Origin of the sequence: Amycolatopsis acidiphila (assembly GCF_021391495.1) — a bacterium.
In the GTDB taxonomy this organism is placed as follows: Bacteria; Actinomycetota; Actinomycetes; order Mycobacteriales; family Pseudonocardiaceae; genus Amycolatopsis_E; species Amycolatopsis_E acidiphila.
This window is the reverse complement of sequence record NZ_CP090063.1, coordinates 3,700,014-3,714,951: the sequence shown is the minus strand read 5'-3', so window position 1 is coordinate 3,714,951 and position 14,938 is coordinate 3,700,014. Positions and strand designations below refer to the sequence as shown.

At 69.8% G+C, this 14,938-nt stretch carries 14 protein-coding genes; 9 read left to right on the top strand and 5 right to left on the bottom strand.

Annotated features, from left to right (window positions below; genetic code table 11):
• Nucleotides 1-24: 24 nt before the first annotated feature.
• Nucleotides 25-171 (bottom strand): hypothetical protein, encoded by a 147-nt coding sequence (locus LWP59_RS18050; protein WP_186382970.1) that lies wholly within the window; start codon nt 169-171, stop codon nt 25-27.
• Between LWP59_RS18050 and LWP59_RS18045 the strand changes: the two genes are divergently transcribed.
• From LWP59_RS18045 to LWP59_RS18035, 3 genes are all read left to right on the top strand, one after another.
• Nucleotides 170-574: an SHOCT domain-containing protein gene (locus LWP59_RS18045; protein ID WP_144631714.1), complete on the top strand. Its 405-nt coding sequence runs from the start codon at nt 170-172 to the stop codon at nt 572-574. The genes LWP59_RS18050 and LWP59_RS18045 overlap by 2 nt on opposite strands.
• A gap of 25 nt (nt 575-599) precedes the next feature.
• Entirely contained in the window at nt 600-1,199 is a 600-nt protein-coding gene (locus LWP59_RS18040) for an Rv1733c family protein (RefSeq protein ID WP_186382971.1), read from the top strand.
• Nucleotides 1,200-1,288: 89 nt separating this feature from the next.
• Complete coding sequence (locus tag LWP59_RS18035) at nt 1,289-1,723, top strand: DUF7144 family membrane protein (protein WP_144631720.1); 435 nt, start codon at nt 1,289-1,291, stop codon at nt 1,721-1,723.
• On the opposite strand, the gene LWP59_RS18030 is transcribed toward LWP59_RS18035, so the two are convergent.
• The 3 genes from LWP59_RS18030 to LWP59_RS18020 are packed head-to-tail and all read right to left on the bottom strand — an operon-like array spanning nt 1,706 to nt 8,200.
• Nucleotides 1,706-2,842, bottom strand: coding sequence for an AI-2E family transporter (locus LWP59_RS18030; RefSeq protein ID WP_144631723.1), 1,137 nt, complete (start codon nt 2,840-2,842; stop codon nt 1,706-1,708). The two genes, LWP59_RS18035 and LWP59_RS18030, sit on opposite strands and share 18 nt — an antisense overlap.
• Nucleotides 2,843-2,899: 57 nt before the next feature.
• A complete protein-coding gene (locus LWP59_RS18025) occupies nt 2,900-5,530 on the bottom strand; it encodes a LuxR C-terminal-related transcriptional regulator (protein ID WP_144631728.1) in 2,631 nt (876 codons plus the stop codon).
• Nucleotides 5,531-5,554: 24 nt separating this feature from the next.
• Nucleotides 5,555-8,200, bottom strand: a complete 2,646-nt coding sequence (locus LWP59_RS18020; protein WP_186382972.1) for a LuxR C-terminal-related transcriptional regulator — start codon at nt 8,198-8,200, stop codon at nt 5,555-5,557.
• 77 nt (nt 8,201-8,277) lie between these two features.
• Between LWP59_RS18020 and LWP59_RS18015 the strand changes: the two genes are divergently transcribed.
• From LWP59_RS18015 to LWP59_RS18005, 4 genes are all read left to right on the top strand, one after another.
• A complete protein-coding gene (locus LWP59_RS18015; RefSeq protein WP_308431738.1) occupies nt 8,278-9,840 on the top strand; it encodes an MFS transporter in 1,563 nt (520 codons plus the stop codon).
• Nucleotides 9,841-9,944: 104 nt separating this feature from the next.
• Nucleotides 9,945-10,496 (top strand): hypothetical protein, encoded by a 552-nt coding sequence (locus LWP59_RS18010; protein ID WP_229857754.1) that lies wholly within the window; start codon nt 9,945-9,947, stop codon nt 10,494-10,496.
• 469 nt (nt 10,497-10,965) lie between these two features.
• Nucleotides 10,966-11,088 carry a hypothetical protein gene (locus LWP59_RS40350; RefSeq protein WP_267903737.1) on the top strand — a complete coding sequence of 41 codons (123 nt, stop codon included), beginning with the start codon at nt 10,966-10,968 and terminating at the stop codon, nt 11,086-11,088.
• A 96-nt stretch (nt 11,089-11,184) separates the two neighbouring features.
• Nucleotides 11,185-12,192, top strand: a complete 1,008-nt coding sequence (locus tag LWP59_RS18005; protein WP_144631737.1) for an RNA polymerase subunit sigma-70 — start codon at nt 11,185-11,187, stop codon at nt 12,190-12,192.
• A gap of 326 nt (nt 12,193-12,518) precedes the next feature.
• Here LWP59_RS18005 and LWP59_RS18000 read toward each other — a convergent pair whose 3' ends face one another.
• Entirely contained in the window at nt 12,519-13,085 is a 567-nt protein-coding gene (locus LWP59_RS18000; RefSeq protein WP_144631740.1) for a dihydrofolate reductase family protein, read from the bottom strand.
• Between the two features lie 538 nt (nt 13,086-13,623).
• On the opposite strand from LWP59_RS18000, the gene LWP59_RS17995 reads away from it, so the two are divergent.
• Nucleotides 13,624-13,926: a hypothetical protein gene (locus tag LWP59_RS17995; RefSeq protein WP_144631743.1), complete on the top strand. Its 303-nt coding sequence runs from the start codon at nt 13,624-13,626 to the stop codon at nt 13,924-13,926.
• 51 nt (nt 13,927-13,977) lie between these two features.
• Nucleotides 13,978-14,721 (top strand): VIT1/CCC1 transporter family protein, encoded by a 744-nt coding sequence (locus tag LWP59_RS17990; protein WP_144631746.1) that lies wholly within the window; start codon nt 13,978-13,980, stop codon nt 14,719-14,721.
• Nucleotides 14,722-14,938 lie beyond the last annotated feature (217 nt).

Below are 14,938 nucleotides of genomic sequence, written 5' to 3'. Positions count from 1 at the left end.
ATGTCCCGCCCGGCACCGGGCCCCTCATCCCGCCGAGATGAATTCCGCCACCGCACGAGCCATCCGCTTCGGGTGGTGCGGCTGCGGCACGCGGCGGCCGAGCGTGGTCTCGTCCCGCCTGCCCGCACCGGCCGCTTCACCGGGCCGGTCGCCGATCGGAGGTTCCACCATGTCCGGCTATCCCCTGCTCGACCTGTTCCTGACCATGCTGTGGTTCTTCCTCTGGGTGCTGTGGCTCGTGCTGCTGTTCCGGGTCTTCGGCGACCTCTTCCGCGACGACGAGCTGAGTGGCTGGGCCAAGACGGGCTGGACGATCTTCGTGTGCGTGCTGCCGTTCCTGGGCGTCCTGATCTACCTCATCGCACGCGGCCGGGGCATGGGCGACCGCGAGTACCAGCGTGCGCGGCAGCGGGACCAGGCCTTCCGCGCCTACGTCCGGGACGCCGCCGCCGATGTCCCGCGCCCGAACGGCTCCGGCGACGGGGCGTTGGCGAGGCTGACCAGGCTGCGCGACCACGGCGACCTCACCGAAGAGGAATACCAGCGCGCCAGGGCGAAGCTGGTGGCGATCTGACGTGCGGGCGGCGGCGATGGGACACGTGAGGGGCGGATCCGGAAACTGGCCGGCACGGCAGCTACGGCTGCTGCGCCCCGGCCGCAGCGCGCTGGCCCGGCGCTGGGATCGCATCGAGGCGGTGCTGGCGCTGCTGGCCATCGGGCTGTGTCTGGCCGCGATCCCGGTCGCCGCGGCGGCCGGCGCGGATGTCTACCGGGAACAGTCGGCGCTGGCACGACAGCAGGGACTGGAACGGCACCCGGCGATCGCGATCATCCAGGCGGACGCACCCGAGGCGCCGCTGACCGACATCCCGTCGGCCGATGAACAGGTCCAGGCCCCGGCCACCTGGACCGGCGCCGACGGCCTCGACCGCACCGCACCGATCTGGGTCGAGCCGGTCACGCCTGCCGGCAGCGCCCAGCCGATCTGGCTCGACCGGAATGACGACCTGACCACGGCGCCGGCCGGCCGAGCCACGGTGCTCGGTTCCGCTGTGGGTGCCGCCCTCGCGGCGGGAATCTGCTGCGTCGCCGCGGCCCTGGGCGGCCTGGCCGCCGGGCGGCTGCTGCTCAACCGCGGCCGGGCCGCGAGCTGGACCCGCGAATGGGAACGGTTCAGCGGCCGGCCGAGCCGCTCGTGACCCCGCTGCCGGGGGTTCATCCCCACCGGATGAGGCGGTCGCCGCCGCCGCGCGGCCAGGCTGGCGCAAACCGACCTCAGGAGGACGAGATGACCCAGACATCAGCCGGCGATCGGACGGCGGCCAGGACGAAGCGAGTCAGCGCGTGGACCGGCTGGGTCGCCTTCGGCGGGGTGATGCTGATCCTGCTCGGCCTCTTCCACGCGGTACAGGGCGTCGTCGCCGTGTACGACCGGGGCTATTACCTGGTCAGGCCTTCCGGCCTGGTGGTAGCCGTCGACTACTCCGTCTGGGGCTGGGTGCACATCGGCCTGGGCGTGGTGGCCGTGCTCGCCGGTATCGGCGTCCTCACCGGCAATGCCGCCGCGCGGGTGGCGGCCATCGTCATCGCCGGCGTCAGCGCGGTGGTCAACCTCGGCTTCGTCGCGGCGTACCCGGTGTGGTCGATGGTGGTCATCGCACTGGATGTGATCGTTATCTACGCGATCGTCGCGCACGGCCGGGACCTACGGCTCATCCGGTGAGAGACGCCGGCCGTCGCCACGTCGAGCGCGGCCGGCGCCGTCTCCGGACAGGTGCAACAGCACGGCGAACCACTTCGTCCCGGGGTCCATGTCCAGCAGGACGGACCGCACGAGCAGGGTCACCGGGATCGCGAGGATCGCGCCGAGCGGCCCGAGCACCCACGACCAGAACACCAGCGCCAGGAACGTCACCGTCGCCGACAGTCCCACCGAATCGCCGACGTAGTAGGGCTGGATCAGCGACTGGATCACGAGGTTGAACAGGCAGTAGACGCCGATCACCGCGATCATCGGCCGCCAGCCACCGCCGAGGAGCGCGAGCAGCGCGGGCGGGCCCAGGCCGAGCAGGAAGCCGACGTTGGGGATGTAGTTGGTCGCGAACGACAGCAGTCCCCACAACACGGCCAGCGGGACCGCGATGATCGCGAGCGCGACCGTGTCCAGCACGGCCACGACGAGACCGAACACGGTGGTGACCACGAGGTATCGCCGCGTGCGCGTGGCGAACGCGGCGAGCGCGGCCCCGGTCGCCGGCCGGTCCCGGGTGAGCGCCGCCATGCGCGTGCCGAACCCACCCGCCTCCGCGCTGAGGAAGAACAGCAGCGCCAGCAGGAACGTCACGCTGGTCAGCAAGCCGGTCAGCCCACTCAGCACCGAGCCCAGATAGGGCAAGAGCTTGCCCAGGTCGAGCGAGCGCGCGACTTCGCGCAGCTGCTCGGGGCCGACCCCGGCACGCGCGAGCACACCGGTTGCCCTGGTGACGAGCTCGTCGAACCGGCTCGCGTACCTGGGCAGCAACGTGATCAGCTTCGCCAGCGACACGAACACCACGAGGCCGAACCCGATGATCACCCCGTAGACGAGTAGCAGGAGCACCACTGTCGCCGACCACGCCGGGAACCCGCGCCTGCGCAGCGCCTGCTGCACAGGCGCGACGGCGATCACGATGACCAGCGCCAGCAGGACCGGCGCCAGCAGCCACGCCGTGGCCCGCATGCCCGCCACCGTGACCGTCACCGCGGCGAGCCCCAGGAGGATGACCACGGCCCGCGGCAGGCCTGGTCCGGTGCGCACAGTCGGGTCGGTGAAGGTGTGGACCCTGAGCTGTCGGTCCGTCATCACGGCGACGTTAAGCACCTCCGCCACGCGCCGCCTCACCCCGGGAAGGCGAGTAGGTCAGGCGAGGCCGCGCTCACGGGCGGTCAGTACGGCCGCCCGTCTGTTGTTCACGCCGAGCTTCGCGTAGATCGCGCGGACGTGCGTCTTGATCGTGTTCACCGATACGGACAGGTCGGTGGCGACTTCGTCCAGCGAGCGCTGGGCGCCGAGGTGTGACAGCACTGTCTGTTCCCGTTCGGTCAGCAACCCGTCGTGGTCTCCACCGGACGCGACGACCGCCAGGCGTACCCCGGCGGCGAAGGCATCTGCGGCGCCGAAGCTTCCGATCTGGTCGACGAGCAACTGCCGCACCAGCGGGTCAGCCCACCGGAAGGGCCGGATCAGCTCGGCCGGCTCCGCGAGCCGCACCGCCTCTTCCAGCTCCCCGCGCGCACGGGTGCGCTGCGCGGAATGGATCGCCACGGCACTGCGCAGCAGGTGGCCTTCCACCAAGGTTTCCGTGAGCAGCGCGGGCCCGGCTCCGTCGAGCGTGCGCACCGCCCGCCCCAGGCTGCCACGGGCGAACTGCGCCCACGCCGTCATCAGCGCGAATTCCGCTGTCGCCCCGGCCCGCCGGTAGGTCCACCGCAGCACCTCGCCCGCGGTGGCCTCCTCCCCGAGCAGCACCGCGCACCGGAGTTCGACGAGGGCGCCGGCAGCGGCGAGCTCAGGCAGGAGAGAGTGATCGGCAAGCGTCCGCCGGGCCTGGCCGACGAGCTGGAGCGCGGCCTGGCGGTCGCCGAGGTCGAACCGGGCACCTCCCTCGGCGACCGCCGCAAGGTAAGACAGCCGGGGCGTCGGAGCTCCGCCGATCGCGCTCTTCGCGGCGCCGGCCTCGGCGACGGCGGCCTCGGGACGGAGGCGGAGCAAATGGGCGAAACCCAGCATCAAGTGCGCGCCGGCAGAGCACGTCGACTGAGACCATCCGTTTCCCTCGGCGATCGCGACGGCCTCGCCGGCCGCGTCCGCCAGGCCGGCCAGGTCACCATCGAATCCGGCCGCCGTCCCGCGGGCGAGCAGCACGTGCAGCGCGAGGTAGTCCAGGCCGAGATCGCGGGCCATCCGAATGGCCACGTCGAGCTCGTGCCGGGCGGTGCTCCGGTCACCGGCCCACAAGGACGTCCAGCCGGCGACGACCCGCGCCCACGTCTCGAGCCCCGGCCGGTCGTGCCCGGCCACGACGCCGTGCCAGTCGAGCGACGCCCGCCGCCTCGGGCCGCCGCGCAGCAGCTCGTACGTCGCCGTGACAAGCTGGTGTACCGAGCCCACCGGCATCCCGCCGTCGCCCTCCGGCATCATCCCCACGCGTGCGAGGTACGCGCCGGCGAGCCCCAGCTCATCCCGTTCCAGGTGGGTCAGCGCCGCGAGCAGCGTCAGCCACGCGTCCCCCTCGACCACCGCGCAGCCCGCCGCGGACAACGCCTGCCTCACGATGTCGTGCTCGCCATGGAGCAGAAGGCCCACTGCGTGGTCGCGAAGCAGTGTCATGACCGTTTCGGTCTCCTCCGCCCTGGCCGCGTGGTCGAGGGCCTCCCGGGGCAATTCCTCCGCCGCGAACCACGTCGCCGCGGTGTGGTTGAGCTCCACCGCCCGGTCGGGCAGCCGCCGGTCCAAGTCGCCCCGGAGGTAAGACCGCAGCAGGGGATGCAGCCGGTACCAATGCCGTTCGCGTCCGACGCCCATCACCAGCGAGCTCTCGCGTTCGAGCTCATCGAGGATCACTCCCGCGTCCTCGCGACTGGACAGCACGGTGGCAAGCGACGGGGCCACCTCGTCGCAGACGCTCACCGCGGCGAGGAACTCCTTGGTCTCCTCCGGCAGGCCCGCCAGCACCTCGCCCACGAGGTAGTCGGCGACGGCCCGGTCGTCGCACGCGAAGTCCTCGAGGAACGCGTTCCGGTCCGATGCCTGACGCAGCGACCGCGCGGCGAGCCGGAGCCCGGCCGCCCATCCGTCGGTCTGCTCGATCAGCCGGCGCAGCTGGCGGCTGGTGAGGCGGACGCCGCTCGTCTCGAGCAACGCCGCCGCATCGGACTCGGAGAAGCGCAGGTCACTGGCGCGCAGGGTGCGAAGCCGCTCCTGCAGCCGCAGCCGCGCGAGTGGCAGCGGCGGGTCGAGTCTGCTCGACAGCACCAGTCGCAGCGGTTCGGGCTGGTGCCGGAGCAACGTCGCGATCCCGTGCAAGGTCTCCTGGTCGACGACCTCGTGGAAATCGTCGAGCACGAGGCAGAACGGGTCGGGCAACGCCTCAAGTCCGTCGGTGAGCTCCGCAAGGAAACCCGCGGTGTCATTCGGATCGGGAACCACCGTCCGAAGTGGACTCTCTTGCGGCAGGATTCCGTGTTCGCGCAGGGCGCGCAATATCGCGGTCCAGAACCGCGCCGGCGTGTTGTCGTTGCCATCCAGCGACAACCACGCCTTGGCCGGCACGGCGGTGGCGGTGAACCAGTCCGCGAGCAACAAGGTCTTCCCGTAGCCCGCCGGTGCGCACACCATCATGACCGGTGTCGCTGCGGCGTCCTCGAGCCGGTCCAGCAGCGGTTCCCGTCTGACGAAACCGGCGGGAACGTGCGGTACCGCGATCTTCGGATGGGGTATCCGATCCGCGCTACGCCGCGCAGCTTCCTCGTTTCGGTCCGTTGGTCCCATACCCAGCGAGGCTATGTGGCCGCGTCAATGCGGCCCAGGGCCATTGGTCACTTCGGCTGCGCTTTCGAGCAATCCGCGTTCCAGTGCCACGCTCACCGCGTCGCGGCGCCTGCGGACACCGAGTTTGTGGTAAATGGCCCGGACATGCGTTTTCACGGTGTTCGGAGAAATCGTCAGATCCTGTGCGATCTCGTCGAACGAGCGCAGGGTGGGCAACAGGTTCAGAACAGTGCGCTCCCGCCGGGTGAGCGGCAGCGGAATCACCGGAACCCCGAGCGCTTGCCGGACTTCGAGCACCTGCGCGGCCACACTGTGCAAGCCGCCCAGCTTGCCGAGCCGGCTGATCAGCAGTTCGATGACCACCGGCGAGGCGAAAACGAGCGGGTACAACACGTCCATGTGCCCGGCGAGCGAAAGGGCCTTGTGCAGCGCCCGTTGGGCACCCGGCTCGTCGTCGGCGAAGAGTGCGACTTCGGTGTCGAGGAGCCACGCATCGATGGCCGTCCAGGGCAGCAGCATGGTGTGGGAGGCGTCCAGCATTGCCCGGATCAGCGCGCCCGCGGACACGGGGCGACCCAGCGCGAGCTGGCTCCTCGCCCGCATCAGCATCAGCTCCCCGCACTCGGGCGCGGCCTCCCGGACCCAGGTCACGGCTTCGCGTGCGGCCTCCGTCCAGCCGAACCGGACTGCCGCCCGATGCTCGAGCACGGCGCCGAGCACGACCTGTGGCGCCGGCAGATGAATGCCGCGGGCGCCGGCCCGGGCCGCGCCCAGCTGCGCGAGGCCCTCGGCCCACTCGCCCACCTCGAAACGGGCCGTGCCGGCCAGGGCGCCGAGCAACACGGACAACCCACGGTTGGCGGATGGCACGTCCCCGTCGACCAGTTGGGTGGCGTCCTGCGCATGCCGCAGGCACTCGGCGGGCCGTCCGAGCAGCAAGTCCCGGTACCCCAGCACCGCCGACGCGGTGGCCGCGACCATGGTGTGCCGCCAGCCCTTGTCCTCGGCCTCGCGGAGCGCGTCGCCGGCAAGCCGGCCCATCAGGCGGTAGTCCCCCACGGTCGCGGCGACCCCGGCGAGTGCGGCGAGGCATTGCGTAGCCACGTAGTCCTGCTCGTTCTCGCGCGCCGCGTCGAGCGCGGCCTCCAGCTGCTTGTGCGCGGCGTTGTGGCGGCCCGCGGCGAGCAGTGCGTTGCCTCGGCGCAGCATGCTCAGCGCACCCAGGATGTGTGACGCCTCGCCGAGTTCGAGCTCATCGGTGGTGTGCAACATGGCGTCGATGTCGCCGGTGAGCTCGGCGAGCCGCACCTTGACCAGGACGTGCAGTTGCTCGAGTTCGGCCGGGGCCGGAACGGCCCAGGCCGCCTCGGCGTGCGCCAGGTCCACTTCGGCGCCGGCCGCTTCGCCTTCTTCCAGTTGCAGCGATGCCGAGACGAGCGCGAGCAGGCTGTCGGCCGCGATCACGTTTTCACCCAGCACTGCCAGCGCGCGGGCCAGCAGGTCATGCGCGCCGGCCAGCGCCAGCGGCAGGGCCGATCGCCGCAATGACGCCACGACGTGGTCGGCGTCGCGAGTCTGGATCAGCTGGGCGAGCGCCTGCACCGGGCGGCCGTGCCGGGCGAACCAGTCGGCGGCGTGCTGGTGCAGCACCACCGCCTGGCCGGGCAGCTGCCGGTTGAGGCCGGCGAGCAGGTACGAGCGCACCAGCGCGTGCACCCGATACCATCGCTGCCGGGCGCCGACCCGCATGACCAGCGAGGTGGCACGCTCCAGGGTGTCGAGCAGCACGCCCGCGTCGCCACGTCCCGAGAGGGTGCGCGCCAGTCCTGCGGATACCTCATCGCACACGCTGATCGCCCGCAGGAACTCCAGCAGGTCCGGAGGCAGCCTGGACAGCACCTCGTCGAGCAGGTAGTCCGCCATCGCGCGGTCGTTCTCGGCGAACTCGGCAAGGAACCGGCCGGGGTCCTCGGTCTCGCGCAGGGACACCGTCGCCAGTCTCAGGCCGGCCGCCCAGCCTTCGGTCCGCTGGACGAGCTCGGCGAGCTGCTCCGGGCTGAGCTCCACCCCGGCCGCGGCGAGCAACGCGTGCGCCTCGGGACCGGAAAACCGCAGGTCGTCGGTGCGGATCTCGGCGAGTTGGTCGGCGAGTCGTAGCTTGGCCAGTGACAGCGGCGGGTCGTGCCGCGCGATCAGCACCAGCCTCAGCGCGGACGCGTGCTGCCGCAACAACGTTTCCAGGCCCTGCAGCGGTGCGTCCCCCACGATCTCGTGCAGATCGTCGAGCACCAGCCACACCGGGCGGGGCAGCTCGTCCAGTGCGTTGACCACTGCGCCGGTGAAACCGAGGTGCCGGCTCGGGTGCACGGGCACCGCGAGGTGGCGCAACGGACTGTCCGGCGGCACGCCCGGGCACGCTTCGAGCGCCTTGAGGATCCCGGACCAGAACCGGCGATCGTCGTTGTCGTCGGAGTCGAGCGAGACCCATGCCGTTTCCGCGGCATGGCGCAGCCGCACCCATTCGGCCAGCAACAGCGTCTTGCCGGACCCGGCCGGGGCGCACACCACGATCGCGGTGGCGTCGCGCGCCTGATCCAGTGCGGACAGCAGGCGCGGCCGCGAAACATAGCCGGGCGGCACGCCGGGCACCACGACCTTGGCCCTGGGCACTCGCCGCCTCGCCTTGCCTCGACTACCCTCGTGCATTCCCACTCCCGATGGCCGCCTCTCGCCCACTGTCGCACCGGGTGACGCTGCGCAGCCAGCGGCGTCACGGCATCTCACCAGCGATGGGCGAGAAACCAGTGCGGCCGTTGAAATCTGGAGCTTCTGGTTCATCGCGGCCATCGAGCCGTACCCCCTCCTTTCCGGGTGAGCCGCCGGCGGGCGGCGTGCAGCACGATTCGCGGATGGCTGATCCCTCCACGTCCGGCTCGCTCCGGGCGGTGCTCGTCCCACTCGCCCTCGCGCAGTTCATCTGCAGCTTCGCCGGCTCGAACATGACCGTGATGATCAACGACATCAGCCGCGACCTCCACACGACCGTGCAAGGCGTGCAGATCTCCATCACCCTCTTCCTGCTCGTCATGGCCGCGTTGATGATCCCCGGCGGCAAGGTCACCGACCGCTACGGCCGTAAGCGCTGCTTCCTGGCCGGTCTGGCGCTCTACGGCGTGGGAGCCGTCCTGAGCGCATTCTCGCCCGGGCTGGGCGTGCTCATCCTCGGCAACTCGATCTTCGAAGGCGTCGGCACGGCATTGCTGATCCCGCCCGTGTACATCCTGACCACGCTGCTGTTCGCCGACTTCACCGCACGGGCACGCGCGTTCGGCGCGATCATGGCGATGGCCGGCATCGGGGGCGCTGCGGGGCCCTTGATCGGCGGCCTGATCACGTCGGCCATCAGCTGGCGCGCCGCGTTCGGCTTCCAGGCTGTGGTGGTCGTGGTGATCATCCTGTTCAGCCGCAAGATCACCGATCCCCTTCCGGTCAACCCGGCACGACACCTCGACGTCGGCGGCGCCGTGCTGTCGGCCACCGGCCTGGTGCTCGTCGTCATGGGCATCCTCCTTGCCAAGGTCGACGTCTGGCTGCTGCTCGCCTTCCTGCTCGCCGGCGGCCTCCTTCTGCTGTGGTTCTTCCTGTGGATACGGGCGAAAGAGAGGGCAGGCCGCGAACCCCTGGTGTCGCTCGCGTTGTTCCGCAACCGCACGGCGAACCTGGGCATGGTCACCCAGAACATCCAGTGGCTGCTGCTGATGGGTTCCTCGTTCGTGGTGGCGACCTACCTGCAGGTCGTGAAGGGCTACAGCGCGATGGCGACCGGCGTGATCTTCACGTCCGCCACGGCGGGACTGCTCGTGTCGTCACTGGCCGCGGGCCGGCTGGCCAAGCGGCGCGCGCAGCGGACGCTCATCGTAGCGGGCTTCCTGCTCACGATTGCCGGCGTCGGTGTGCTGCTCGTCATGGCCTGGTGGGTGCCCAACCCCTGGTCCTCCGCTCCCGGGCTGTTGCTGATCGGCCTGGGCCTCGGGGTGATGCTGACCCCCTCGGTCAACGTCGTGCAGTCCAGCTTTGGAGAAGATCAGCAGGGGGAGATCTCGGGCTTGTCACGCAGCGTGTCCAACCTGGGCTCGTCCCTGGGTACCGCCATCGCGGGCACGATCCTCGTCGCCGGCCTCACCTCGCATGCCTACGCCGCGGCGATGATCACCCTGGCCGGGATCGGGCTGCTCGGGCTGACCGCCGCCGCCGGGCTCCCCCGTGGACAGGTCACCGTCGAGACGGCAGCACAGACGGGCCCTCGGTAACCTCCGACACAGGTGCCGTCCACATAGGACGCCTTCAGAGGCCACCGGCGGAACCGATCGGCGGCACGCACTCGCGGGCATGGCCTCGGTCGCAAGGCCTCAGCTTGGCAGGCCTGGTCCGGAAGGACTACAGCACCCGGATGCCCCTGGCCCTGCTCGGCACCTTCTACGTCGCCATGGTTGGTGCGGCCTACCTCGTCGACCTCGTCTTCGGCGTCACCGGCCTCATCCCCACCCAACGCTCGGCAACGGTGATGACCGAGAGCGTCTCGTGGAACTACGCCACCTGGCTGAACATCGCGTTCCTCATCCTTGCCGCTCTCCTGCTCCTGGGGGTTCTTCCGCACGGGCGGCCGGGAGATGCTGGGTATGACGGGCGGCTCGCCGAACGCCCACCACGACCACGAGGGGTCCGGCCAGCACACTCCTGCACATCAGGACGAGCACCACGAGCACGGCAGCCAATGACCACGACCAACCCTGACCACGACAGTGGGCTGCGTCAGGCGGCCACGGTCGCCGTGCCGGAACCCGGAGTGCACCCCCACCCGGCTCACGGCGCGATGAGGTCCTACCGTGGCGGCGTGAGTTGCCCAGCCCGGTTCACCGTCCTGCGGTGGGCGCTGCTGGCCGCGGCGACAGTCCGCCCGGTCTGACATCCGAACCCAACAGCGATATCTCCGTGCCGCGTTCTGGCGCTTCACACCGCTGCTCGATGAGCAGGCGGGCCGCATCGATGTCGCTCCCCCAGTCTCCACACCTGAAGTCGCCCGACACAGCCGCCAAAGAACCCCCGCGGAGTGCCACCTGGCGTATCCGCCCACCGGCAGGGCCCGCTCGGGCCGACCTCAGTCGACAGTCCCGCTTCTCTGTCAGCGCACGGCCTGCGTCATTTCCGACAAACTGCTGATTTCGGCAAGTTGAAGTGGCCCCGGTTCGGCATTCTGAGGTGGCCCCGGTGTCTGGGTTGCGGGGTCGGGTGGGTCTTGATTTGGCCCACTCGCCGGTCGCTGCGAAGTGCGGCACTCTGATTTGGCCCCACCTCGTTTGGGTGTTTCTGCTGGCCGCGTGAAGTTGCTAGCCCGGTGACGATGGCGTGGCGGAAAGCCATAAGCCTCTGGCCCGGTGATGCTGATTTGGGCGCTGGACGAGGTGTTCACCGGGTACCACGGCGACCCCCACCTCGACATCGAGGGTATGCCTGACCCGGAGCACCTCCCCTGGATCGACCCGACCCATCCGCCCTGACGAACGGCCCAGTGTCAGCGGCTTCACCGATCAGAAATCCTCCGCCACGTCGTCAGTTCTGGTAGCCCCCTCGCACTGGTGGAAGGATTGATGACCATGACCGACGCTAGACCGCTGGGCGCCGACGAGGCCACGTTCATCGCGGCGGTCCGCTCAGGCGATACGGCGCGGTTCGCGCTCATCACGGAGCGCCACCGGCGTGAGCTGCAGGTGCACTGCTACCGGATGCTCGCGAACTACGAGGACGCCCAGGACATGACGCAGGAGACGTTCCTGCGAGCGTGGAACAAGCGGGAGTCGTTCAAGGGCCACGCTGCGCTGCGGACCTCGCTGTACCGGATCGCGACGAACGTCTGCCTCGACTTCCTGGAGAAGCACAAGGACCGCACACCCCTACCGTCCGAGCTGTCGGACTCCGGCTCCGAGGTGCAGTACCTGCAGCCGTACCCCGACCGGATGCTCCCCGAGGACCCGCAGGAATCGGTGGTGGCACGGGAGACGATCGAGCTGGCGTTCATCGTCGCCGTCCAGCACCTGCCGCCGCGGCAGCGGGCGGTGCTCATCCTGCGCGACGTCCTCGGCTGGCCGGCGTCGAAGGCCGCCGACGCCCTCGAGCTGACCGTCGCATCGGTGACCAGCGCACTGCAGCGGGCGCGCGTGACGATGCGCGAGCAGCTGCCCGGCCGCCGCCTCGCCTGGCGGAGCCCCGCCATCCACGAGCTGTCGAATGACGAGCGCGGCGTGGTGAAGTCCTACATCGACGCCCATGAGCGCAACGACCTCGACGGGCTGATGTCCCTGCTGCGCGACGACCTGCGCTTCGCGATGCTGCCCGAGCCGGGCACCTTGATCATGACGGCCAAGGACGCGGTGGACGGCTGGGTCTCCGGTGGGCTCTTCCAGCGCGGCCACGACGACTGGCGCTGTATCACCACGACGGTCAACCGCATGCCTGCCGCCGTGCTGTACCTCCGCACCCCCGACGACCCGGAGTACCGGTTATTGAACATCGCGGTCCTGCACGTCGTCGACGGGAAGATCGCCGAGCTCACCGGATTCGACGCCACCGACAAACCATGGCTGGACCTGCCCCCGACATTGTGATCACACATGTCCCCATCGTCGACGAGTCCAGCGCACGGCCGCCGTCACCGAAGTCACCGCGGAATGAGCACCCCGACCGCCTGAACACCAACGCGACAACGCGAACACCACCGCCCCGCCGGCGTTGCCGGTGGGGCTTCTTTACGCCCGAAGAACATCGTCACGATCAACGACGCCGTCGTCCTCATCTCCAGCGAGTCGGTCAACAGGTCGCTCCGAACGCAAGAGAGGGGCCCGGGGGAAGGTTCCCTCATAGCCGAGGGTCACGGTGAGCACGCCAGGAAGGATTTCGACCTGGCCTCACGCGCCGAGCATGTGGCCCGTGCTCATCGCCTCGTCTCGTATCGGGTCAGCACCACGCCGCCGGGAAACGTCCGCGTCTCCACCAGGTTCAGGTTCACCCAGCTGTCCAACGCCGTGAAGAACGGCGTGCCGCCGCCCACCAGGACCGGGTAGGCGGCCAGGGCGTACTCGTCGATCAGCCCGGCCCGCATGGCAGCCCCGGCGAGCGTTGCGCCGCCGATGCTCATCGGGCCGCCGTCCTCGGCCTTGAGCCGGGTGATCTCGGCGACCGCGTCGCCGGTGACCAGGCGGGTGTTCCAGTCGACCTTGTCGATCGTCGAGGAGAAAACCACCTTCGGCGTGTCCCGCCAGTTCCGCGCGAACTCGATCTCCGCCGGAGTAGCGCCCGGCCGCTGGTCGCCGGTCGGCCAGTAGGAACTCATCGTCTCCCACAGCTTGCGCCCGTACAGCGACAGATCGCTCGCCCGCTCCTGGTCGAGCCACCACTGGAACAGCTCGTCGCTCGGCGGCCCGCCCCAGCCGATGTCGACGCCGGTCGCGGCGATGTAGCCGTCCAGGGTCACGTTCATGCCGAAGATCAGTTTCCGCATCATGCCATCCTCCCGTGAGTCGATCTCACACATACAGACGGGCGCGGCGCGAAAACCTAATCTGTGCGCGATCTGCGTCCGCAGGTAGTCCTCGCGTTCCGGACTGAGAGCCTGTTTGAGAAGATCAACTTGCGGTGGCGACGGTCCGTCGTTCCTGCCGGGTGGCGGGCCCTCCGCGGACGATCCTGCGGGTGACGACTCAGCTGAGCAGATGGATGTCGTCGACTTGCTGGTACCGCCGCCTGGATCGCGCGCCGCCGCAGGCGGGAAGGGATCATGCGGGGGCCGGCGGCCGCGTTTTCGGGTTGCCGATCTCCTGTTTCCCGGTGCCAGAACGGAAAGTCGGCGCATGGATGTCGGCGGAAAACGGTTGCGGCAACTCGGAAGCAGGTGGGATTGTCGGATTCGTCCCGGAGCGTACTCGTCGCGGGAAGCTGTCACGTGGGGACATCAAGCCGGTCTGTGTCCTGCGCCGCGGCCTCGGCGTCTTGCTGGAGATGCGACACGAGCGCTCCGTATCACCTGAAGGGATCTAGCTGTGAGCTTGTTCGACATGATCAAGGGCAAGGCCGAGGAGTTGCTTGGTGGCGTGGGTGACAAGGTCGCCGAGCTGACCGGCATCGACGTACCGGGTCGTGAGCAGATCAGCGAGACCACGACCGGGCTCGCCGAGGCCGGGCAGAACCTGACCGACACCGCAGTCTCGACTGGGCAGAGCCTTGCCGACACCGCAACCGAAGCGGGCTGGGGCGTCCCCGAGACCACGCACGGCGTCGGAGGCCGTCTGGCTCCTGCTTGGCCACGGCACCGCGCCGGACGGGTGACACACCGCAGCAGGTGATCGCGGACGTCTCGACAGGCAGCCTGCGGTCGGGTCGACCAGACTCGGAGGGTGACAACGAATTCCGGCGCCGAACGCCGCCCTGGCCGGTCGGCTGCCACGACCTGGGCCGCCCATCGTCACCGTGACGTCTCCGGCGGCTGGCTGCGCCCGACCGTGTTCGGCGCCGTTGACGGTTTGGTCACCAACGCCGCCCTGATCGCCGGTGTGGGCGGCGGGGGTGTCGCGCCGCACACGATCGTGCTCACCGGCCTGGCCGGACTGGTCGCCGGGGCATTCTCCATGGGCGCCGGCGAGTACGTCTCGGTCACCAACCAAAACGAGCTCGTGCACGCCGAGGTCGCGCTGGAAGCGGAGATGCATGCGCGCTACCCGCAGCAGGAGCACGACGAGCTGGTCGACCGGTTCATCGGCTACGGCGCGGACAACGAGACGGCCCGCCGGATGGCCGAAGCAGTAGCCCGTGATCCCCAACAGGATCTGCGGCTGCACACCCGCGACGAGCTCGGCGTCGATCCCCAGGATCTGCCCTCGGCCCTGCTCGCGGGCGGTGCGTCGTTCGCCGCGTTCTCGATCGGCGCGCTTCTGCCACTGCTGCCCTACCTTCTCGGCGCCAGCACCCTGATTGTCTCGCTGGTGGTGACCGGCATTGCGCTGTTGGCCGGCGGCATGACCGTCGGCAAGCTCACCGGCCGCCCCTTGCTGCATTCCGGGCTGCGCCAGCTCGTCCTCGGCGCGCTCGCCGTCGCCGTCACCTACGGCATCGGTCAGCTCATCGGAGCGCCCGTGGCCTGACGACGCCCTCCATCGTCGTCGAGCTAGGGGGGCTGGCCGGTCGTTTCGCTCGGCACGGACGTCCTAAATCGAAGTCTCACCAGCGACCGTACCGCCACGGCGTGGGCAGCTCGGGCCGCCCGTGGTCGAGGTAGCGTGGACTGCGCCGTGCAGCAGCCGTGAGCAACCGCGTCGGTAGCACGTCGCGTAATTCCTGCAGGAAAGCACGGCTGAGTTC

Bases quoted from the DNA above. Each gene is read 5' to 3' on its own strand.
- LWP59_RS18045 (WP_144631714.1), top strand. From the start codon at position 170: ATGTCCGGCTATCCCCTGCTCGACCTGTTCCTGACCATGCTGTGGTTC.
- LWP59_RS18050 (WP_186382970.1), bottom strand. From the start codon at position 171: ATGGTGGAACCTCCGATCGGCGACCGGCCCGGTGAAGCGGCCGGTGCG.
- LWP59_RS18035 (WP_144631720.1), top strand. From the start codon at position 1,289: ATGACCCAGACATCAGCCGGCGATCGGACGGCGGCCAGGACGAAGCGA.
- LWP59_RS18030 (WP_144631723.1), bottom strand. From the start codon at position 2,842: ATGACGGACCGACAGCTCAGGGTCCACACCTTCACCGACCCGACTGTG.
- LWP59_RS18025 (WP_144631728.1), bottom strand. From the start codon at position 5,530: ATGGGACCAACGGACCGAAACGAGGAAGCTGCGCGGCGTAGCGCGGAT.
- LWP59_RS18005 (WP_144631737.1), top strand. From the start codon at position 11,185: ATGACCGACGCTAGACCGCTGGGCGCCGACGAGGCCACGTTCATCGCG.
- LWP59_RS18000 (WP_144631740.1), bottom strand. From the start codon at position 13,085: ATGCGGAAACTGATCTTCGGCATGAACGTGACCCTGGACGGCTACATC.